Below are 20,298 nucleotides of genomic sequence, written 5' to 3'. Positions count from 1 at the left end.
TCGGTGGTTTCGCGGAGTTCCAGGTAGGCGGCCTCGTAGCCGTTGTACCAGCTGGACCACGGCGTCCGTGCCAGTTCCTGCCAGGTGGTGCCGTGCCCGTCCAGCAGTGGCAGCCTGACCGCATACCCCTGGGCTGCAAGATACTGTGCCCAGGACATGAGACTCACGGGGGATCCGGTGAAGCCGTGGCTGAGCACAATCCCCGTGCGTGCGAGGTCGCCGGAGCCATCGTGTGAGAACGCGCCGGTGCCGGAAACGATAGTCATGACCCCATGGTGTCACCTGCGGGCCGGGGCTTGCCAGTGCACTCACCAGCGGCACCGGCCGTAGAGTAGTCTCACAGTGAAACCGCGGAAGTGCGGTTTGCGCAAAGCCCACCGAGGAAGGCTGGCAGAGTGTTCTACTGGATCATGAAACGGCTCATCATTGGTCCGGTTCTCAATCTGCTGTTCCGGCCGTGGGTCAAAGGGATGGACAACGTTCCCGTTGACGGTCCCGCCGTGTTGGTGAGCAACCACCTGTCCTTCTCGGACTCCATCTTTCTTCCGCTGGCGGTGCCCCGGCCCGTGGTTTTCCTGGCCAAGTCGGAATATTTTTCCGGCAAGGGATTTAAGGGGAGGCTCACCGCAACCTTTTTTCGGCTGGCCAACCAGCTCCCCATGGACCGCTCCGGCGGTGCGGCGTCCGCGACGTCGCTGTCGGCCGGTCAGGAGGTGCTCAACGCCGGCGGGATCCTGGGTATTTACCCGGAGGGAACACGCAGCCCGGACGGACGGCTGTACCGCGGAAAGACCGGCGTAGCGAAACTGATCCTGGCTACCGGAGTTCCGGTGATTCCCGTGGCAATGATCGGCACGGACAAGGTGCAGCCGATCGGACGCCGCATCCCGAACATCAGGCGCATTGGCATCATCGTGGGTGAGCCCCTGGACTTCAGCAGGTATAAGGGTCTTGAGGATGACCGCTTTGTTCAGCGGTCGGTCACCGACGAGATCATGTACGAACTCATGCGGCTCTCCGGCCAGGAATACGTCGACGTTTACGCGAGCAGTGTGAAGGAACGGCTCGCTGCTGCCAAGGCGGCCGGTAAAAAGGCGCCGAAACCGGTCGACGAGCACCGTCGGGCCGCCGTGCGGTTGGAAGGTCCGTCGCAGGCAGGCGGAGCACCGTCCGCTGCCGCTCCTGCTCCCGGCGAGATCAGCACCGTCGGCCGCAACCGCGACGCGGCCTCACTCGAAGAGGCGTCAAAGGAGGCGTCAAGGGAGGCACCGCGCAGCGACCGCGAAGCGTCCGGACCGGCTCCAGCCGCGGATGATGGGACCAACGGACGGGCAGACGCCGCGCAGTAACGGATGCGTCGTGGAAATCGACGGGATATCCCGTTGGATGGCCGAGCGGTGAGCCTGCCGTCGTCGTCGTTCTCTGGCACAGCCCGCGAATGTGACAGATTGCACGCGTTGCGTGACGGGTGGAGCAGGGGCCGCGGACGGGAGCCATTAGGCTTAACCAGTGATCGAAACAACTGCCACCGCCCAATCCGTCTCTCCTGCCGCTCCCCACGGGCTGGACCGCTGGAGGGAACTGCCCATCACGCAGCAGCCCACCTGGCAGGACAGCGCAGTTTATTCGTCGTCGATCAAGGAACTTTCCAGCCTGCCGCCGCTCGTCTTCGCCGGGGAGGTGGACGTGCTGCGCGAGCGGCTCGCGGGAGCCGCCCAGGGCAAGGCCTTCCTCCTCCAAGGCGGCGACTGCGCAGAAACGTTCGACGGCGCCACGGCGGACAGGATCAGCGCACGGGTGCGCACCATTCTGCAGATGGCCGTTGTGCTGACCTATGGCGCGTCACTTCCGGTGATCAAGATGGGCCGCATGGCCGGACAGTTTGCGAAGCCGCGTTCGTCCAACGACGAAACCCGTGAAGGCATCACACTGCCCGCCTACCGCGGCGACATGGTCAATGGCTACAGTTTCACGCCGGAGAGCAGGGGCCACGACGCTTCGCGGATGGTGAAGGCGTATCATACGTCTGCCTCCACGTTGAACCTCATCCGCGCTTTCACCCAGGGCGGCTTTGCCGATCTTCGCCTGGTGCACCACTGGAACAAAGGTTTTACGGCCAACCCCGCCCATTCCCGCTACGAGTCCCTGGCCCGCGAGATTGACCGCGCCGTGCATTTCATGGACGCCTGCGGAGCAGACTTCGAGGCGTTGAAGCGGGTTGAATTCTTCGCCAGCCACGAGGCTCTGCTGCTGGACTATGAGCGGGCGCTGACACGCACCGACTCCCGCACGGGCCTGCCGTATGACACCTCCGCGCACTTCCTCTGGATAGGGGAGCGCACCCGCGAGATCGATGGCGCGCACATCGATTTCCTGTCCAGAGTACGCAATCCGATCGGCGTGAAGCTTGGCCCGAAGACTTCCCCGGATGATGCGTTGGCTTTGATCGACAAGCTCGATCCCAACAGGGAGCCTGGACGCCTGACGTTCATCACCCGCATGGGTGCGCAGAACATCAGGGAGAAACTGCCGGAGCTGGTCTCCAAGGTCACCGACTCCGGCGCTAAGGTGCTGTGGGTCACGGACCCCATGCACGGCAACACGGTGACCTCACCCAACGGCTACAAGACCCGCAACTTCGACGACGTCATGGATGAGGTCCGTGGGTTCTTCGAGGTTCACAATTCACTGGGTACTTTCCCCGGCGGACTGCACGTCGAAATGACGGGCGACGACGTCGCGGAATGTCTCGGGGGCGCGGATCCGGTGGATCAGGAGGCGTTCCTGGAACGCTACGAGTCCGTCTGCGATCCCCGCCTGAACCACATGCAATCCCTTGAGATGGCGTTCCTCGTTGCGGGAGCCCTGTCCAAGCGCTGAGCGGCGCAGTGTCTGGGTAATGCGCTAGGTCACCGTGATGGTGATTGTGGTTCCCTCCGGCTGCTCTCCGGTGGGACTCTGGCCGGCAACCAGCCCCAGCAGGGACTGGCCAAAGGCGTAGTTGACCTCAACGGCGAAGCCCGCGGCTTCAAGCTTCGCGACCGCGTCGGCTTCAGTGTCGGAGAAGACGTCCGGCACCGCGATGATGCGCGGCCCGAGAGAGAGCGTCAGACTCACCGTTTCGCCGCGGGTCAACTGCCCGTCCGAGGGGATCTGCGTCAGCACCGCGTCCACGGGAACATCGGCGTCGTTCTCTCCAACGGCTGCGATCTCGGGAACAAGCCCTGTTGCCTCCAGCGCGGCCACAGCCTCGTCTCGTGGGAGGCCAAGAACCGAGGGAACATCAATCGGTTCCGGACCCTGGGAGACCACCAGTGTGACTCCGGTGCCACGCGGAACCTCCTGCCCGGCAGCAGGATCCTGATTGATGACCTGTCCGTTGGCCACTGAGTCGCTGAATTCGCGGGTAATGTCGCCCACGGCAAGCCCCTGCTCCACCAGCGATCCTGCCGCAGCCGCTTCAGTCTGCCCCACCGTGTTAGGCACGCCAAAAAGTTCAGGGCCGAGCGAGACGAACAGCCGCACGCGCTCATAGCGCCGGATGTCAGAGGAGGCGGCTGGCTCGCTTCCAATAACCAGACCTTCCTCCACTGATTCATGGTGGATGGACTCTTCGGTGGAGGAAAGTCCCTGCTGCGTGAGCAGCGCCTGGGCCGCAGCGACCGGCCGGCTAGTCACATCGGGCACCGAAACCAGTGCTCCCGGACCTACGCCAAAGAACCAGCCTGCTCCCGCCGCCAGCAATCCGAGCAGAATCAGCAGTGTGATCCAGATGGCGTTCTGCCGCCCCGCGTTACCTCCGTGGAGGGACTTCTCCGGCCGCTGCGCTGCACGTGCCTGCTGCTTCTGGTAGGACTTGAATTCCTTTCGGGCATCCTTGTCCCGTGCCTTTGCGCTGAGCTGCCGTTTTTCCACAGAACCCGCCATCGGTGTTGCACCGAGAACGGTGGTGTCATTCCGCGCGTTGCGGAAGACCGTGGTGGGATTGCCGGCAGCAGAGATCACTTCCGTTGGCCGTGGACCCGTCCCGATCACCTCAGTGCGGCCGCCGCTGTCCAACCGGCCGATGACTCCGGTGGCGCCGGGTGCGCCGCTGGGCGCCGCACCGGGACCGCCTGCGGGCCCGATGGGAACAAAATCAAGTTGCTCGTCCGTGAGGGTGGTGCGGATGTGGCGAAGCTCCCCGAGTAATGCATTGCCGTCAATCGGTCGTGACTCCGGGTCCAAGGAAGTGCACCACTGGACCAACTCGTCGATGTCAGCGGCAAGTCCCCCGATCAGGGAGGAGGGCGGCGGCACGGTCGAGTTGGCGTGCTGAAAGGCAACCTGGATTGGGACATCGCCGGTATAGGGTTGCCTGCCGGTCAGGAGTTCAAAAAGCATGATTCCGGCAGAGTAGATGTCACTGCGGGCGTCGGCCACTCCGCTAGTGACCAGTTCCGGAGACAGGTAGGCAACGGTTCCCACCAGTGTGCCGGTGTTTGTGCTGGTGGAAACTGCGCGTGCCAGCCCAAAGTCGGCTATCTTGATGCGGCCGTTGTCGGACAAAAGAACATTCTCGGGCTTCACATCCCGGTGCACCAGCCCCGCCTCATGGGCGGCACCCAGACCTTCGATGACCGGGTCCATCATCGCGAGGGCGAGCCGAGGAGTGAGCCTGCCCTTCTCACGGAGAAGTTCCCGGAGCGTTCGGCCGGGAACATACTCCATGACGAGGTACGCCGTGTTGTGGTCGGGCCCGTAATCCATGCCCTGATCCAGAACGCCAACCACATGGGGGTGTGACAGTCTGGCCGCCGACTTCGCTTCGCGTTCGAACCGCTCCAGGAAGCCGTCGTCGTCGGCCAGATGCGGATAAAGGACCTTGAGGGCCACGTCCCGGTCCAGGCGCTGGTCCGTGGCCAGGTAGACAGTGGACATTCCACCGCGCGCCAGGCGCGACTGAACCCTGTATCTACCGTCCACGACGGAGCCAACCAGGGTGTCCTTCAGCCGTTCCTGCACCCTTCGATCCTAAGCGCTTTCTGTGCGGGAGCTAAGAATCAACACCCGAGGCAGCGCTCATTCACCGCAGCGCCCGCACCCGTCAGCGGAAGTTCTTCTGGTGAGCCTTGATAGCCGCAACGTAGTTCTTGGTGTCGCTGAACATGCCGTGCGTAGAGACCGAGTACTGGCCCTGGTAGTAGGAGGCGATCGCGTTGTCCAGATTCGGGCTGGTCCGAACGAGCGCGCGGATAATTGCGACGCCGGCCGTCGCGTTGTCGTACGGATCCATCAGGTTGAGCTTTCGTCCAACCAGGTCGGATGCCCACTCTCCCGACATGGGAATCACCTGCATGGCCCCGATCGCATTCGCCGGGGAAACCGCGCGTTGGTTGAAGCCCGACTCCTGGAATGAAATGGCCAGCGCGAGGCTTGGGTCCACTCCCATGCTCCTGGCCGTGTCCGCCACGATCTTCCTCATCTGTTCCTGGGTGGGGGCAGGTGCGTCGTTCAGCGCGTGCTTGTTCTTGTTTGCCTCAGCTACCACTGTGTCCGGGTAGGTGTAGTGAAGGAAGGTGGACGGCACCAGGTCCGCCGGCTTCTCGGCCTTGCCCGGGATGGTGAGCTTCTTCCCGGGGTGGATGACAGTGGTTGCGCTCATCTTGTTGGCCTTGATCAGCTCGCCAAGGCTGACGCCATGACGGGCGGCAATGGCACTGAGCGTGTCGCCGCCCTTGATGGTGTACTGGCCACCTCCGGCAGGTGCCTTGGGTGCGGGGTTCGCCGCAGGTGCCGGCTTGGATGCAGGCTTCGTTGTTGACTGCACCGTCACTTGTGCTCCCTGGCTGAGCTTGATCTTCTGTCCAGGGTGAATGATCGAGTTCATTGAGAGGCCGTTGGCGGAGAGCACTGTGCCCAGGCTGACGCCGTGACGGGCGGCGATGGCTCCCAACGTGTCTCCGGGCTTGACCGTGTACGTTTCAGTGTTTCCCGATACCGCGGGCTTGGCTGCCGGTGCCGGCTTCCCAGCGGGAGCGGGCTGCGTGGGTGTTGCTGCTGTGCCGCCAAGTGCGATTTTCTGGCCCGGGTGGATGATGGAAGTCATGGACAGGCCGTTGCTCTGAAGGACTGAACCGAGGCTCACCCCATGCCGGGCCGCAATGGCGCTCAACGTGTCTCCGGGTTTGACCGTATAGGTGTTTCCGGCGGCCGCTGGCTTTTGTTCGGCGGCGGGTTTCTCCGCGGGCTTGGAAGGCTGCGCAGCGCCGGACAGCTTGATCTTCTGTCCGGGCTGGATGATTGAACTGATACCGAGGTTGTTCAGCTTAAGGACTGCATGCATGTTCAGTCCGTGCTGCGCTGCGATGGCGCTGATTGTCTCGCCCGCCTTGACGGTGTGGCTGGTCGGGGCACTCCGGGCCGGCAGCATGCGCGGCACCTGTACCGCAACCTGCGAGGCGGCTATGATGCCTGACGTCTTGGGCGCCAGCACGGGTGCGGTGCGGGGCTGGAGCAGCATCGACGGGGCCGGGGAGGACGAAGCGGCCGCCGGCTGCGCAAGCGCAACGGAGGACAGTACGACGGCGGGAATCGCCATCGTGGAGACGGCCAGGCTGAAACCACGCCGGGATCGTGTGGGCAGCAGGCGGTCGGCCGCTGCGGGCAGCGTTGAAGACGGGCGCTGGGCAGTCATGGTCAAGTCCTCATCTATGTCAGCGGTGTAGGACCGCAGGGGAGGGGGAGAAGTCCGATAGGCGGCGTTCCGCTGACAGATACCTGTTCCCCATGGTGCAGGTGAGTCACATGTTGTATATGTTGCTGCTGTGACTTATGTGAATCTACACCATCAAACGCCTAGCACAACAGCCCTTGCGTGGTTGGTATTTGAAATGGACGGCGTGTCGTCCTCGGAGCGGCTGTGCTGACGGGCAGGACGCAGCCGATGTGGAGTGCACAACCAACCCGTGGCACCCTTATGGGGTGAATGAACTGGAAAATCTGGTCCCGGAATGGCTCAACCTTCCGGCTGTTGCCGAATCACTGAATCTGACCATCACCAAGGTGCACGGTCTTCTGGATGAGCGTGCGCTTGTGGCCGTTCGGATCACTGGCCGGAACATCCGTTCCGTGCCCGCTGAATTCCTGGATGACGGGCAGGTGGTGGATAGCCTCAAGGGCACAATCCTCGTGCTCACCGATGCTGGATTCTCCGACGAGGAAATCATCCGGTGGCTGTACACCGAGGATGAATCGCTGCCTGGACGTCCCATCGATGCGCTCCGCGGGGGCCGCAAGACCGAAATAAGGCGCCGCGCGCAAGCACTCGGTTGGTGAAACCAGCACTGGCCGAATCTGGCTACATCAAGCAGCAGCTGGGATACTCGACTCGTGTCCACCACTCATGAGCCCGCCGTAGCAGTCCGCCTGGGTAAGGCCGTTGTTCTGGGGGTGACGGAGGATTCCTGCACGGCGTGGTCGGGAGACGGCGTGGTGACGGTTGCTTTTGCCCCACAGTTCCCCGCGCCGCGCCTCGAGCGTGTTGCCCCGGGCCATTTGATCGCAATCGCAACCGCACGCAGTGGTCAGAGTGCAATCGTGTGGCGATGGTTCGATGCGGTGGTCCTCGACGGAGCTGAAACCGGATCGGTACGACTCTGGGAGCCGGGTCACGGAGAGGTCGTCGGGCAGGGAAACGAGCATTACCAGACCTGCTTACCGGGCAGCCGCGCTTACGCATCGGCTGGTCTTCCCGGAGCCGAGTGGTGGGTTGCGGGACCGGTAGTCACTGACAGGGAAGACGCTGCCGTTGAACTCGACGCAGTTTGTGCGCTCTTCAACAACAACGACATGTGGAGAACAGTTTTTGGGGTCTGACCAGGTTCAGGATTCAAGGTAGTTATCCCGTGCCGATTCTTTTGGCTCTTGTGGTAGGAAAATGAGCAAAACGGGAATGATAGCCATATACAACAATCCGATGGTCAGCAGTGCGGATTGAGCGTCGAGGTCGCCCAGGGCGATGACAAGAATATAAGCAACGGCCGCACCTAGTTTCCCCAGAATTGACCATGCGGCGTACACCCGGGCAAGCCATCGATCAGCAACGATCAAAGCGACCCTGGAGTCACTGACAATATCCTCTGGTCCGAAAGCAAGGCCCCAGATAAACCAAGCCGCTGCGAAGATCTCCCATCGCGGGACTGAAACGCTGAGCATCGTAATTGCACCGAAGGCTACGGCGGAGAATATGAGAATGCTTTTGAGGCGTACATTCCCCCACTCCCCAATACCGGCAAGCCACAAACCGGCCAGCGCCCCGACGCTGTAAGCGGCCAGCGCGAAGCCGTAGGCGCCATCGGGTGTGTTGGGCAGTTCGGCCAGGTAGGGCACAGCGAGTACGGTGGCGACGGCGACCAAGAAGGATGCGCCCGCGGTCGAGAGGAAAGCCATGGAAACGACCGGTGGCAGCCGGCCCTCGCAGCCCGCTATTGTCGAGGCGGCCATAAGCCCCGCATTCTCGATGACCGTTGCTTTCCCGCCATTGACGGGCATGGATCGTTTTGCGCTCAGAAGTGCAAGGGCGATGACGAACGTAAGAACGTTGATGCCCAGCGCGAGTGTCAGACCACCGAGGCCAAACAGCAGACCTCCGACCGCGGGACCAACCATCTGCGAAATGGTTTTACCCGTTTTCCGTGCGGTGGCCAGCGACTGCAGATCGTGTCTATAGGAGGCCCGGAGTGCGGACTCGGCCGCTGGGTTGTCAAAGGAACCTGCCGCGCCCACAAGGATGCCGATAATAGCGAAGGCGGCCGGGTTGGTCTCCGATAACGGGATAAGTGCTGCTACGAGGGCTGCCCGGACCACATAGCTGACCAGAAGAAGAGGCCGTCGATCCACGAAGTCCGCGATGGTTCCACCCACTGCGGCGAACAATGAGCCTGCGAGCATTCGACCCAGAAATGTTGAGGCTAAAGCGACGACGCTGTCGCTGACGGCATAGACGCCCAATGGGACGACGACTGCTGTTATTCCATCTCCGAGTTCTGAGATAAGGAAGGCCGCCAGGAGAGCGCGGCTTCGCTGATCCGTGAAAGGGCGGGTTAGGCGCCGTGTGCCTTTCCACCTGCTCCTCATGGGACGCGGCACCGGAGCAACTGCCTTTTGCCCGAATCAGCGCCCCCTAAACAGCAGTTGCACACGCATGTTCCGGTCCCCGATGTACTCATAGTCGAAAGGTATGTCCTCAAGTGCGCTTGAGGACAAACCGGAAGCGGCATAGATTCAACCCATGACCCCGGACACAATGGACAGGCTACACATTTCGCAGGTCTCCCTTCGATCAGGGCTGACGGCTGCAACTCTTCGGTTTTACGAGGAAAAAGGGCTGATCCAATCCGCTGGACGTACCGGCGGCAAACGGGTCTATCACCGACACGTTCTGCGCAGACTGGCATTCATTGCCGCGGCACAACGTGTGGGCCTGTCACTCGCTGAAATCAGGGCAGCGCTGGACCCGATGCCAGCAGACCACGCCCCAACGCCGGGCGACTGGAACCGACTGAGCGAACCATGGAAACAACGTGTTGATGCTGCCATCACCAGCCTGCAGGCCCTGCGCAGATCTCTGGATGACTGCATCGGTTGCGGATGCCTGTCAATGCGGACCTGCTCCGTCCTCAACCCGGACGACGAAGCTGCCGCAGAAGGCAGCGGCCCCCGATGGCTGCGACAAACGCGGATGCAATAGGAGCAGACCCCGTCCTGATTGCGGATAAGCGTCAACAGTGGTGCGCTGGTGCTGCGGCGTCCACCGGATCGCATCGGCGCAACACGGGAAGGGTTCCGTCCCACTGCCGACCGGCGTAACGTCTTGACGCGACAGGGCGACTGTTGTGGGCTGCATTTACCTGATCCACAAGGAGACGAGCCATGAAAGAGAACATGACCTGGCTGCTGGATGCCGATCCGGCGATCCGCTGGCAGGTGCTCCGCGACCTTACCGGCGCACCGGCCCCCGATGTCGAAGCAGAGCGCACGCGGGTGGCCGAGACCGGCTGGGGAAAACGGCTCCTCGATCTGCAGGTCAACGGACAGTGGGCTGGCGGCGCGTGCTTCCCAAGCAGCGATTGACGCCCGGCTGGGCCGATTACCGGAGACCCGGATGGTCAGCCGTGGACTGCGACGCTGCCGACCCTCCGGCTGCTCCGCGACTTTGGTATCGACCCCGCCCACCCCGCCGCACGCGCTGCGGTGGATGGAGTCCGGAAGCACTCCACGTGGGAGTATGCCGGTGAGCCGTTCTTCGAAGGCGAGGTCGAGGCGTGCATCAACGGTGGCACTGCCGCGATAGGGGCGTACTTCGGCGAGAACGTCGACGGTATAGTCATGCGGCTGCTTGGCGAGCAGCTCGGCGATGGCGGGTGGAACTGCGAGACTGAGAGGGGATCCACCAGGTCATCAATCCGTTCCACGATCTGCGTGCTGGAGGGGTTGTTGGCGTATGAGCGCGCTGGCGGCACGAAGCCGGTCACGGATGCGCGACGGCGTGGTGAGGAGTATCTTCTGGAGCGCAGCCTCTTCCGTCGCGTGAGTACCGGACAGGTCGCCAACCCTGATTGGCTGCAGTTCTCATTTCCGGTGCAGTGGCATTACGACATTCTGCGTGGGCTCGACTACTTCCGGTCCGTCGGCGGCACTTGCGACCCACGGCTCTCCGAGGCCTTCTTGCTGGTTCGCGAGAAGCAGCAACCGGATGGCAGTTGGCTGCTGGAGAACACCCACCCAGGACTGATCCACTTCACGTTGGACGAGGGAGACGGTAAGCCAAGTCGCTGGAACACTCTTCGCGCGCTCCGCGTCCTGCGCTGGTATGACCATGAACGCACCGGATAGGGCCCGTTCGCTACCCGACTGCTAGGACGAGCGGGTCACGGCGGAGGTGGCCAGCAGAGCAAGCGCAGTGCGGCAGGTTGAGTCCACCTCGAGCCGGTCAAGCGTATCAAAGGCGGATTGCGAAAGCTGCAGGATCAGCGATTCGGTGAATTCCAAGGCGCCGGTGGCCGTGATGATTCCCCGCAGCCGCTCCACGTCCCCCGGGTTCAGTTGATCGTTTCCAAGGGCCCGGTTGATGACCTTCCGGTCTGCGCTGCTGCCGGTCTCCAAAGCGCGGGCGACAAGCACCGTCCTCTTGCCCTCACGCAGGTCGTCTCCGGCGGGTTTTCCTGTGACGGCCGGATCACCAAACACGCCCAGGATGTCATCGCGGAGTTGGAAGGCTTCACCCAGCGGCAGGGAGAACTCCGAGTAGGCGGCCAGCTGGTCTTTGCCGGCACCTGCAAGTGCGCCTCCCAAGCACAGCGGATGCTCCGTGGAGTACTTCGCGGACTTATACCGGAGGATATTGTGTGCCCGCGCCGCCGCTGCCTCAGGGCTCTGCCCCGGACCCACAGCTTCCTCCAGGAGATCAAGGTACTGCCCGGCCATCACCTCAGTGCGCATCCGGTTGAAGATCCCGCGTCCGGCGGTGCCATGGGCGGCTTTGGGCCCGATCGAAGCGAACTGTTCCTCGCTGAGGGACAGGCACAGGTCTCCCGCGAGGATGGCGGCGGAAATGCCGAACCTATCGGCATTTAAATGCCACCCGGACCGCGCGTGCAGGGACCCGAACTGTTCATGGACGCTGGGCGCGCCGCGGCGGGTCGCCGATCGGTCAATGATGTCATCGTGAATAAGCGCCGCCGCCTGGAATAGTTCGAGCGCAACTCCGGCAGCGACTATTTCAGGTGAGTCCGCGGGGCCACCGGCACCTCTCCAACCCCAGTAGCACAGGAGCGGACGAAGTTTCTTGCCACCCCGGGTCAGCGTTTCGACCGTATCAATCAGGGTGTGTGTGTCGGGCGAGATGGTCCTGAGCAGGTGGCGCTGCGAGTCGAGGTAGGCGCTGGTTGCAGTTGTGAGGGCGGCTCTATAGCGCGCCTGTTCGGACTCAGGTCCGTTGGCGTCCGTGCCATGAAAAGCCATTGAACACCTCCTTGGATGCACCGGTTGGCGGCTGTCACTTCAGTCTAGGATGACTACGATGGATGCCATGACCACAGGCCAAAGCGCCGCAGGCGTGGAACACGGCGACTGCACCATCCTCCATGTAGATATGGACGCCTTTTACGTCTCAGTGGAACTCTTGACTCGGCCGGAACTTCGCGGAAAAGCGACCATTGCCGGTTCTCCGACCGGGCGTTCGGTGGTCCTTTCCGCCTCGTATGAAGCGCGCCGCTTTGGCGTCCGGTCCGCCATGCCAATGTCAACGGCGATGCGGCTGTGCCCGCAGGCAGTGATTCTCGAACCCCATCACGACCGCTACGCCGAGGTTTCAGCCGCCGTCATGACGATCTTTGGTTCGATCACACCCCTCGTTGAGCAGCTCAGTGTTGACGAGGCATTCCTGGATGTTTCCGGCTCAATTCGGCGGCTTGGCTCTCCGCGGGTTATCGGTGAGCTGATCCGTACCCGGATACAGGCCGAGCTGGGCATCACGGCGAGTGTGGGAATTGCTTCGACCAAGTTCGTTGCAAAGATTGCTTCGACGCGTGCCAAGCCGGACGGACTGCTGCTGATCCCGGCCGCTGAGACTGTGAGGTACCTCCACTCTCTCCCTGTATCTGCGCTGTGGGGTGTGGGCGCGAAGACCCAGGAGACTCTCGCCCGGCTTGGCATCCGCACTGTGGAGGATGTTGCGCGGACTCCTGTGTCCTCCCTCCGGCGTCTGTTGGGCGCGTCCGGGCTGCATGTCTACGAGCTCGCCTGGGGACGGGACCCCCGGGCGGTCACAGTGAGCCGGCAGGAGAAGAGTATTGGTTCCGAGGAAACATTCGCGGAGGATGTCAGTGACGACGCCGTTCTTAAGGCCGAACTGCTTCGGCTTGCACATCGCACCGCTGCCCGACTCCGTGCTGCCGGTCTCCGCTGTGGGGGCGTAGCAGTGAAGCTGCGGTACGAGGATTTTTCTACGCTCAGCCGGGCAAAGCGCCTCAGCTTCCCCGTGGACAATGCCCACGCCCTGTATGAAGCGGCCTGCGCGCTGCTGGACGCCCTGGGCGAGCGGCCCATGAATGTCCGGCTGATCGGGATCCGCGCTGAACGCCTCGAATCAGCGGACGATGCCGGCAACCAACTGACCATCGACCGGCAGGATGACAACTGGCGGATGGCCGAGGTAACGCTGGACCAGGTGAATGGCAGATTTGGTTCCTCCATGATCATGCCTGCGAGGCTTCTGCGTAGACCCGGCGAGGCACCAAATGCCGGACGGAATCCGCAGTAGCCAAACCGAAATACGACGATGGAACCACCCCGGCTTTCCCTTGGTGCAAATGCAAACTATCCTTATCCATAAGGGTTAATTCCAGTACGGCTACCCAACTGAATGTTCGTGAATCAGCTGATCTCCCGCAGTGAAATCTGCGGTGGAACGGTGAGGGAACCAGTTCCCGGTGAGGCTCGTTGGTTGAGTGAGGGACGCAGGTACTTACAGTTTGGAGGCAGTGATGGCACTCTCGGAACACGAGCAGCGGCTGCTTGACCAATTGGAACAGCAGCTTCACGCTGATGATCCCAAGTTTGCTCATTCCATGGCGTCGAGTTCGCAGCGATCCATGTCCACGCGCCGCATTGTCCTCGGATCGCTGATTGCCGTTGGTGGCATTCTGGTTCTGCTCCTCGGAATCGCAAACCAGCTCATCCTTTTGGGAGTCGCGGGTTTCGTGATCATGGGCGCGGGCGTGTATTTCGCCACCACCACCGCAAAGGTCGCGGGAGACGGTCCCCGTCCCGGTAAGTCGGCAAAGGCAACAAGCACGTCACGGGGGAGCGGCTTCCTTAGCACCCTTGAGGAAAAATGGGACGAACGCAAGCGGGACGATCAACCGTAGTTCCACGCCCGCCGGGGCCGTGACAGGCTCCTCCACTTTCATCCACTGGATCCGCATTTAGCGGGTCCAGTTCTTTTTAATGTGCCCTTTCGGGCCAATTCCGGCGATTCACTCGGGCCGACCGCCGTCGTCGTGCCTTGGCATGGCTGTTTTCCCTCCACTTCCCACCACAGCCGTCTCCACCCGTGTTTGCCCGGAACTTCACTTCAACACGCGGCAGAAAAGGTGCCGGGTGGATTGACGGGGGAGGAATGTGGAGTAAAGTGGTGGCTATAAGAGCGTTGTGGTGACGCAAGGGTTTCTCCCGGACCGGACAGGCGGTGGCAGATGTTCCTCGGAACACACCTGCCACGCCTTGATGAAAAGGGGAGGTTGATCCTGCCGGCCAAGTTCCGCGAGGAGCTTGGCAACGGTTTGGTATTGACCAGGGGACAGGAGCGTTGCCTCTACGTTTTTAGTCAGCGGGAATTCGAAAAGGTCCACGAGCAGATGCGGGATGCACCCATCTCGTCGCGCCAGACACGGGACTATATTCGGGTTTTCCTGTCGGGGGCATCGGATGAGGTACCCGACAAGCAGGGCCGGGTAACCATTCCACAGAACCTGCGCACCTATGCAGGATTGGGCCGCGAACTTGCAGTGATCGGCGCGGGTAACCGTGCGGAGATCTGGGATGCCGCAGCTTGGAACAGCTACCTCGAGGAGAAGGAAACTTCCTTCTCCGAGACTGACGAACATGCGCTGCCGGGGATTCTCTGACAGTCGCTGCCACCCAAGTCACAACAATTAACCACCGCGGAACCGATTCTTGAATGAGATCTCCAGCCGCCCGGTACCAGGAACTACCTGAATCACCTTCCCCGGAGTCAGGCAGACCCGAACACCAGGTGCGGATGGGGGTCTGATTCAAGAACACGGTGCAGGCAATGAACAGCAGTCAGCCCGGACTCAGCAGTAAGGAGGGGAGTATGAGCAACGAACGCCCCACCGAGGAACGACACATTCCGGTGCTGCGCGATCGTTGCATCAATCTCCTGGCCCCCGCGATTGACTCCGCAAGTAACCGTCCGGTGGTTGTGGACGCAACCCTGGGCATGGGGGGCCATTCGGAAGCGCTGCTCAGCCGGTTCCCGGGCGTGCACCTTGTGGGAATCGACCGCGACCAACAGGCACTGGCCTTGGCCGGGGAAAGGCTGACCCGGTTCGCGGTCCGCACCGATCTGGTTCACGCAGTGTATGACGAGCTGCCGGATGTCCTCCACGATCTTGGCATCGACTCAATACATGGCATCCTCTTTGACCTCGGCGTATCGTCGCTGCAGCTCGACGAACACGAGCGAGGATTTGCCTACTCCTACGACGCGCCTTTGGATATGCGGATGGACACCAGCCGCGGCAGCACCGCTGCGGATGTGGTGAACACCTACACGGAGGAGGATCTGCTCCGGATCATCCGGACCTGGGGGGAGGAAAAGTTTGCCGGGCGGATTGTTTCGGCTATCGCCGCCTTCCGCAGGAACCAGCCTTTCAGCACCACGGGACAGCTCGTTGAAGCCATCAGGTCCGTTGTTCCTGCCGGAGCCGCGCGTAGCGGAGGGCACCCGGCCAAACGGACATTCCAGGCCCTGCGCATTGAAGTCAATGAGGAACTGACCGGGCTGGCCACAGCAATTCCGGCTGCGGTGGACGCGTTGGCGGTAGGAGGGCGGGCAGTGGTGATGTCTTACCACTCGCTGGAGGACAAGATCGTCAAAGCGGCATTCAACGCAGGTACCAAGTCATCCGCGCCGGCGGGCTTTCCGGTGGAGCTTGAGGAACACAAGCCGTTCCTCAAGAGCCTGACCCGCGGTACCGAGGCTCCAACGGATCAGGAAGTCAGTGAGAACCCACGGGCAGCGTCAGCAAAGCTGCGGGCTGTAGAACGCACCAGGATAAGCACAAGAGACAGGACTGCATCATGAGCGCCCAGCCAGCACTCGCCGCCACTTCCGGAACTGCAGCCCGCCCGCTCGGCGCGCCCGGCCGGCCGCAGCAGACAGTCCGCCGCAGGACCCCGCTCTCGCTCGTGACCACGCGGCCGGCAAAGAGTCGGGTCCCGTTTGCCGTGTTCAGCATGGTTGCGCTGGTCGCCGCATTGATCGCGGTCCTGTTGCTCAATATCTCTGTCTCAAGCACCCAGTATGAGCTCGTTGTGCTTCGCGGTCAGGAAGTTTCCCTGACCGAACGAAACCAGGCACTGACCCAGCAGCTGGAGGATCTTGAAGCGCCGCAGAACCTGGCATCAAGCGCACGCGATCTCGACATGGTGGCCTCCCAGACTTTCGGCTTGATTGATGTAAATTCGGGGAAAGTCAGCGGCCAGCCGGAGGCCGCCAAGGAGTCGGAAGTGCCCCGCGCACTGGTGGCGGCCCCTGAAGTAACAACGCTTCAGGAAGTTCCCGAGGCCGGTTTCCCGGTTGTTGACGTACCCGGCCCGTCGGCGGAAGCGTCACCAGCTGAGGAGACGCCACCCGCTGCGGAGACGCAGACGGATCCCCGGACATCCAGCGCCTCGGGCGGCACCATACCGGCACCGCAGCAGGCGTCTCCGGGACAGTAGCAAACGGCACCAACTTTCTACCAGCGAGGAACACCTGTGGCACGTGCGGAATCCCCCAATCATGAGACAGTTCGGGTGGCGCTGGGCGCGGCGCGGTTGAGGGTGGGACTCGCCTTTGTGCTGGTGCTGCTCCTGGTGCTTGGGGTACGGCTTTTTCAGGTTCAGGGGCTGGACCTTGGCGGCATGGCACAGGCAGGTCTTTCCAAGCGGCTGGTGTCCCAAAACGTTCCCGCGCTGCGGGGCAGCATCCTGGACGCCAACGGCAATTACCTCGCGCGGACCGTGCAGCGGTTTGACATTGTGGTTGACCAAAGACTGAGCGCCGTCGATACTTTCGACCGCCGTGATCCCATCACCGGGTTGCGGGTGTCGGATGTCAGCATGGAGCAGGGATTCCTGGAGCTTGCCGCCATTCTTGACGTGGATGTTGACACCCTGAAGGCATCGATCCTGGGGGACAAGTCCTTCGGCTTCGTTTCCCGTTCCGTGACTCCGGAGGTCCGGGACCAGGTCCTGGCCGTGAGCATGCCCGGCGTCTATGCGGACCCAACCAACCTTCGTACTTACCCCGTGGGGCCGGTGGGTGGACAGATGGTGGGTTTCATGAGCGGCGACGGAAAACCTCTGAGCGGACTCGAACTTACTCAGAACGACAGACTGACCGGCACACCCGGAAGCCGCACCTTTGAGATTGGCGGGGACGGTATCCGCATTCCGTACGCCACCAATGAGGACATCCCGGCGCAGGACGGACAGTCGGTCAAGCTCACCATCGACCAGGATCTCCAGTGGTTTGCCGAGCAGACTATCGCCTCCCAGGTGGAGGAGTACAACGCCGAGTGGGGCAACATTGTGGTGGTCGAAGCCAAGACAGGCGCAATCAAGGCGATGGCCGAATCGGCGCCGATGGATCCCAATAATTTTGCCGCGACCGATCCGGAAGACCGTAAGGCGCGTTCGGTGACTTCGTCCTTTGAGCCGGGCTCCACCACTAAACTCATCACGATGGCAGCGGCGCTCGAAGAGGACATCATTGAGCCGACCAGCGAGTTCGTGGTCCCGCCGCTCTACACGATTGACAACCAGACCTTCAAGGACGCGTTTGAGCACGGCACCGAGAACCGGACCGCCGCAGGGATTTTCGCCAAGTCGATGAACACCGGAACGGTCATGATCGGCGAGCAGCTCTCGCGGCAGCAGCGCTACGACTGGTTGAGGAAGTTTGGCATCGGTGAACCGCTTGGCGTTGGACTGAACGGTGAGACGGCGGGCATCCTTCCGACGCCGGACACCTGGGACCCGCGTCAACAGTACACAGTGCTGTTTGGGCAGGGTCTCGCGCAGACGGCGCTTCACACCGCCATGGCGTATCAGACAGTTGCTAACGACGGCGTCCGCCTGCAGCCCCGTCTCATCGACGCCTATGTCGATGCCGACGGAACTGAGCACAAAGTGCCGCAGGAGGAGGGGACACGGGTGGTCTCGGAGGAGACAGCGGCAGAGCTACATACGATGCTGGAAACGGTCACCGTCGAAGGATCCGGGGCAACCGGAGCCCTCGACCAGTACCGGGTCGGGTCAAAGACTGGCACCGCGGAAGCACCGAGCCCGCAGGGTGGTTATGACGGGTTCACCCTATCGTTTGCCGGGATGGCACCCATGGAGGATCCGCAGTACGTTGTGGTGGTAACGCTTCAGCGGCCGCAGGGAGACCTGTACTATCTCCTTCCGGGGGCGTCCTTCCAAAAGGTTATGGAGCACACACTGAACATGTACAACGTTCCGCCATCCACGGGTAGGCCTGAAACCTACCCGGTGATGTTCTGATTCGAGAGCGGGCTCCCAGTGCACGATGAAGAATTCTGCGGCCGTGCGGACGCGGGAATGCGGCCTGCCCGGGTGGCCCCGGTTGTGCTGCACAAACTTTTTGGCGCTCTCCCGGGCTTTTTGGCGCCCATTAGACCGGTAACAGACGACGACGGCGCCCGCTCCACTGTCACAGGCGTCACCATTGACTCGCGGCTGGTCCGTCCCGGGGATCTGTATGTTGCCCTGCCGGGTACCGGTCGGCACGGCGCCGACTTCACCGCGCAGGCGGCCGCTGCGGGCGCTGCAGCGGTACTGACAGACACGGACGGGCGCACGGCCGCCGCCACCGCCCTCCAGGGGACGGGCGTACCGCTGTTTCTTGCCTCGAAGCTCAGGGATTACGTGGGGCCTTTGGCCGCTGTTGTTTTCAACAGCCAGCCCCACGGCCGGCGCCCCGTTCTGTATGGAGTTACAGGGACCAACGGCAAGACCACCACCACCTATTTCCTCAACGCCCTCAATGATGCCCTCGGCCGAAGCACCGGATTGATCGGAACCATAGAAATCCACGCTGGAGGGGAGACTATACCGTCGGCGCTGACCACTCCGGAGTCCCCGCAGGTGCATGGACTCCTGGGGCTGATGCGTGAACGGGGAATCGGCGCCGCCGCAATGGAAGTCTCCTCGCACGCCATTGAGTACAGGCGCGTTGACGGCGTGTTCTTTGACGTTGCCGGCTTTACCAACCTCACGCAGGACCATCTCGATCTGCACGGCACCATGGAAGAATACTTCGCTTCCAAGGCAGCCCTGTTCGCGCCGCAGCGCAGCGGACGCGCCGTGGTGATTGTGGACGACGAATGGGGTCGCCTGCTCGCGTCCCGGGCCGGCATCGACACGGTGACCCTGTCAATCTCCGGAGGGCCCGCCGACTGGACAGTCACCGGGGTGACGCGTGAGGGGCTCGGGCACCGATTCACGCTGGATGGACCTGATGACCAGCAGATCACCCTGCACTGCGGGCTTCCCGGAACTTTCAACGTGGCCAACTCCGCCCTGGCGGCAGTGATGATCCATGCCTCGGGCGTCCCGGTGGAGGAGATCCAGGCCGCTGCGGACGCGCGCGACCCCTTTACCGTCGCGGTGCCCGGCCGCATGCAACTCGTCAGTGAACGACCCGCGGCCATTGTGGATTTCGCCCACAACCCCGATGCCCTCGCCCGCACCCTTGAGTCGGTCAGGGGTAACGGCCCTGATTCGCGTGTCCTGGTTGTTTTTGGTGCCACCGGGCAGCGTGACGTTTCCAAGCGGCCGATCATGGGGGCTACGGCTGCGCGGCTGGCGGATGTGGTAATTGTCACCGACGATGATCCACATGATGAGGACGAGTCGGCCATCCGCGCCGGCGTTCTTGACGGGGCGAGGGCTGCGCGCTCCGCCGAGAACCTGAGCTGCGAGATCCTTGAGGTGTACCCCCGTGCGGACGCTATTGAGCGCGCTGTCGCGCTGGCCGGAGACGCGGATGTGGTCCTGATCGCAGGCCGTGGACACGAGGTGTGGCAGGAAGTCAAAGGCGTCAATCTTGCCCTTGACGACCGCGTTGAACTGGCCGCCGCATTGACACGGCATGGATTCTCTGTGCTCCCTGACAGCAGGATAGAGTCCTAGATCGTCATGATTGAATTCAGCGCAGCCGAGATCGCGGCCATCACCGGCGGAACACTTTCAGGGTCTGCATCAAGCACCTCCGAACCCTCCGGAATTATTGTCAGCTCGGCTGCCACCGACTCGCGGGAGTCTCTGCCGGGCGGCCTGTTCCTCGCCCGCGTGGGCGAGGAAGCGGACGGACATGATTTCGTCGGCCGCGCTTTCGGGCGGGGGGCTGTGCTCGCGCTGCTTGAACGGCCGGTAATGGACGACGACGGCACTCATTTTCCCGCCGTCGTCGTACCCGACACTGTGCTGGCCATGGGCCGGCTC

At 62.4% G+C, this 20,298-nt stretch carries 19 protein-coding genes and 1 pseudogene; 15 read left to right on the top strand and 5 right to left on the bottom strand.

From position 1 onward, the window contains the following. Nucleotides 1-266 (bottom strand): annotated as a pseudogene (locus Y708_RS29615) (esterase); the annotation flags it as partial. A 129-nt stretch (nucleotides 267-395) separates the two neighbouring features. Here Y708_RS29615 and Y708_RS22860 point away from each other — a divergent pair. Then, entirely contained in the window at nucleotides 396-1,349 is a 954-nt protein-coding gene (locus tag Y708_RS22860; protein ID WP_081746474.1) for a lysophospholipid acyltransferase family protein, read from the top strand. Nucleotides 1,350-1,509: 160 nt separating this feature from the next. Further along, nucleotides 1,510-2,880 carry a class II 3-deoxy-7-phosphoheptulonate synthase gene (locus Y708_RS0104655; protein WP_028279030.1) on the top strand — a complete coding sequence of 457 codons (1,371 nt, stop codon included), beginning with the start codon at nucleotides 1,510-1,512 and terminating at the stop codon, nucleotides 2,878-2,880. A gap of 24 nt (nucleotides 2,881-2,904) precedes the next feature. Here the strand turns inward: Y708_RS0104655 and Y708_RS0104650 are convergent, their stop codons facing one another. Then, nucleotides 2,905-5,004, bottom strand: coding sequence for a Stk1 family PASTA domain-containing Ser/Thr kinase (locus Y708_RS0104650; RefSeq protein ID WP_028279029.1), 2,100 nt, complete (start codon nucleotides 5,002-5,004; stop codon nucleotides 2,905-2,907). Between the two features lie 82 nt (nucleotides 5,005-5,086). Further along, nucleotides 5,087-6,676: a lytic transglycosylase domain-containing protein gene (locus tag Y708_RS0104645; RefSeq protein WP_081746473.1), complete on the bottom strand. Its 1,590-nt coding sequence runs from the start codon at nucleotides 6,674-6,676 to the stop codon at nucleotides 5,087-5,089. Between the two features lie 287 nt (nucleotides 6,677-6,963). Here Y708_RS0104645 and Y708_RS0104640 point away from each other — a divergent pair, with 287 nt between their 5' ends. After that, on the top strand, nucleotides 6,964-7,317 hold the full coding sequence (locus tag Y708_RS0104640; protein ID WP_028279027.1) for an Rv2175c family DNA-binding protein: 354 nt from the start codon (nucleotides 6,964-6,966) through the stop codon (nucleotides 7,315-7,317). Between the two features lie 54 nt (nucleotides 7,318-7,371). After that, nucleotides 7,372-7,857 (top strand): hypothetical protein, encoded by a 486-nt coding sequence (locus Y708_RS0104635; protein ID WP_028279026.1) that lies wholly within the window; start codon nucleotides 7,372-7,374, stop codon nucleotides 7,855-7,857. Between the two features lie 6 nt (nucleotides 7,858-7,863). On the opposite strand, the gene Y708_RS0104630 is transcribed toward Y708_RS0104635, so the two are convergent. Then, nucleotides 7,864-9,117 carry an MFS transporter gene (locus tag Y708_RS0104630; protein ID WP_081746472.1) on the bottom strand — a complete coding sequence of 418 codons (1,254 nt, stop codon included), beginning with the start codon at nucleotides 9,115-9,117 and terminating at the stop codon, nucleotides 7,864-7,866. Nucleotides 9,118-9,271: 154 nt separating this feature from the next. On the opposite strand from Y708_RS0104630, the gene soxR reads away from it, so the two are divergent. The 3 genes from soxR (at nucleotide 9,272) to Y708_RS22855 (ending at nucleotide 10,875) form a co-directional block, all read left to right on the top strand. Next, entirely contained in the window at nucleotides 9,272-9,730 is a 459-nt protein-coding gene (gene soxR, locus Y708_RS0104625; RefSeq protein ID WP_253905686.1) for a redox-sensitive transcriptional activator SoxR, read from the top strand. Between the two features lie 182 nt (nucleotides 9,731-9,912). Then, the gene (locus Y708_RS31475; protein ID WP_343212950.1) at nucleotides 9,913-10,113 is read left to right on the top strand and encodes a hypothetical protein; all 201 of its coding nucleotides are present in this window, start codon (nucleotides 9,913-9,915) and stop codon (nucleotides 10,111-10,113) included. Nucleotides 10,114-10,233: 120 nt separating this feature from the next. Then, nucleotides 10,234-10,875 carry a hypothetical protein gene (locus tag Y708_RS22855; protein ID WP_343212949.1) on the top strand — a complete coding sequence of 214 codons (642 nt, stop codon included), beginning with the start codon at nucleotides 10,234-10,236 and terminating at the stop codon, nucleotides 10,873-10,875. A gap of 21 nt (nucleotides 10,876-10,896) precedes the next feature. Here Y708_RS22855 and Y708_RS0104615 read toward each other — a convergent pair whose 3' ends face one another. Then, on the bottom strand, nucleotides 10,897-12,003 hold the full coding sequence (locus Y708_RS0104615) for a polyprenyl synthetase family protein (protein ID WP_028279023.1): 1,107 nt from the start codon (nucleotides 12,001-12,003) through the stop codon (nucleotides 10,897-10,899). Nucleotides 12,004-12,070: 67 nt separating this feature from the next. Here Y708_RS0104615 and dinB point away from each other — a divergent pair, with 67 nt between their 5' ends. From dinB to Y708_RS30820, 8 genes are all read left to right on the top strand, one after another. After that, nucleotides 12,071-13,303, top strand: coding sequence for a DNA polymerase IV (gene dinB, locus Y708_RS0104610; RefSeq protein ID WP_051478619.1), 1,233 nt, complete (start codon nucleotides 12,071-12,073; stop codon nucleotides 13,301-13,303). Between the two features lie 223 nt (nucleotides 13,304-13,526). Then, the gene (locus Y708_RS0104605; RefSeq protein WP_028279021.1) at nucleotides 13,527-13,910 is read left to right on the top strand and encodes a DUF3040 domain-containing protein; all 384 of its coding nucleotides are present in this window, start codon (nucleotides 13,527-13,529) and stop codon (nucleotides 13,908-13,910) included. A gap of 327 nt (nucleotides 13,911-14,237) precedes the next feature. After that, a complete protein-coding gene (mraZ, locus tag Y708_RS0104600) occupies nucleotides 14,238-14,669 on the top strand; it encodes a division/cell wall cluster transcriptional repressor MraZ (protein ID WP_026535299.1) in 432 nt (143 codons plus the stop codon). Between the two features lie 209 nt (nucleotides 14,670-14,878). Continuing rightward, complete coding sequence (rsmH, locus tag Y708_RS0104595) at nucleotides 14,879-15,871, top strand: 16S rRNA (cytosine(1402)-N(4))-methyltransferase RsmH (protein ID WP_028279020.1); 993 nt, start codon at nucleotides 14,879-14,881, stop codon at nucleotides 15,869-15,871. Continuing rightward, nucleotides 15,868-16,509 carry a cell division protein FtsL gene (locus Y708_RS0104590; RefSeq protein ID WP_028279019.1) on the top strand — a complete coding sequence of 214 codons (642 nt, stop codon included), beginning with the start codon at nucleotides 15,868-15,870 and terminating at the stop codon, nucleotides 16,507-16,509. The genes rsmH and Y708_RS0104590 overlap by 4 nt, the downstream gene beginning before the upstream one ends. 36 nt (nucleotides 16,510-16,545) lie before the next feature. Beyond that, nucleotides 16,546-18,336 carry a peptidoglycan D,D-transpeptidase FtsI family protein gene (locus Y708_RS0104585; protein WP_028279018.1) on the top strand — a complete coding sequence of 597 codons (1,791 nt, stop codon included), beginning with the start codon at nucleotides 16,546-16,548 and terminating at the stop codon, nucleotides 18,334-18,336. A gap of 57 nt (nucleotides 18,337-18,393) precedes the next feature. Beyond that, nucleotides 18,394-19,986: a UDP-N-acetylmuramoyl-L-alanyl-D-glutamate--2,6-diaminopimelate ligase gene (locus Y708_RS0104580; RefSeq protein ID WP_028279017.1), complete on the top strand. Its 1,593-nt coding sequence runs from the start codon at nucleotides 18,394-18,396 to the stop codon at nucleotides 19,984-19,986. Between the two features lie 6 nt (nucleotides 19,987-19,992). After that, on the top strand, nucleotides 19,993-20,298 hold a 306-nt coding region (locus Y708_RS30820; protein ID WP_035775288.1), incomplete at its 3' end, for a Mur ligase domain-containing protein.

Source organism: Arthrobacter sp. H5 (assembly GCF_000520595.1).
Classification (GTDB): Bacteria; Actinomycetota; Actinomycetes; order Actinomycetales; family Micrococcaceae; genus Arthrobacter_D.
The sequence above is the reverse complement of the archived record's forward strand: the minus strand, read 5'-3'. Positions and strand labels throughout refer to the sequence as shown.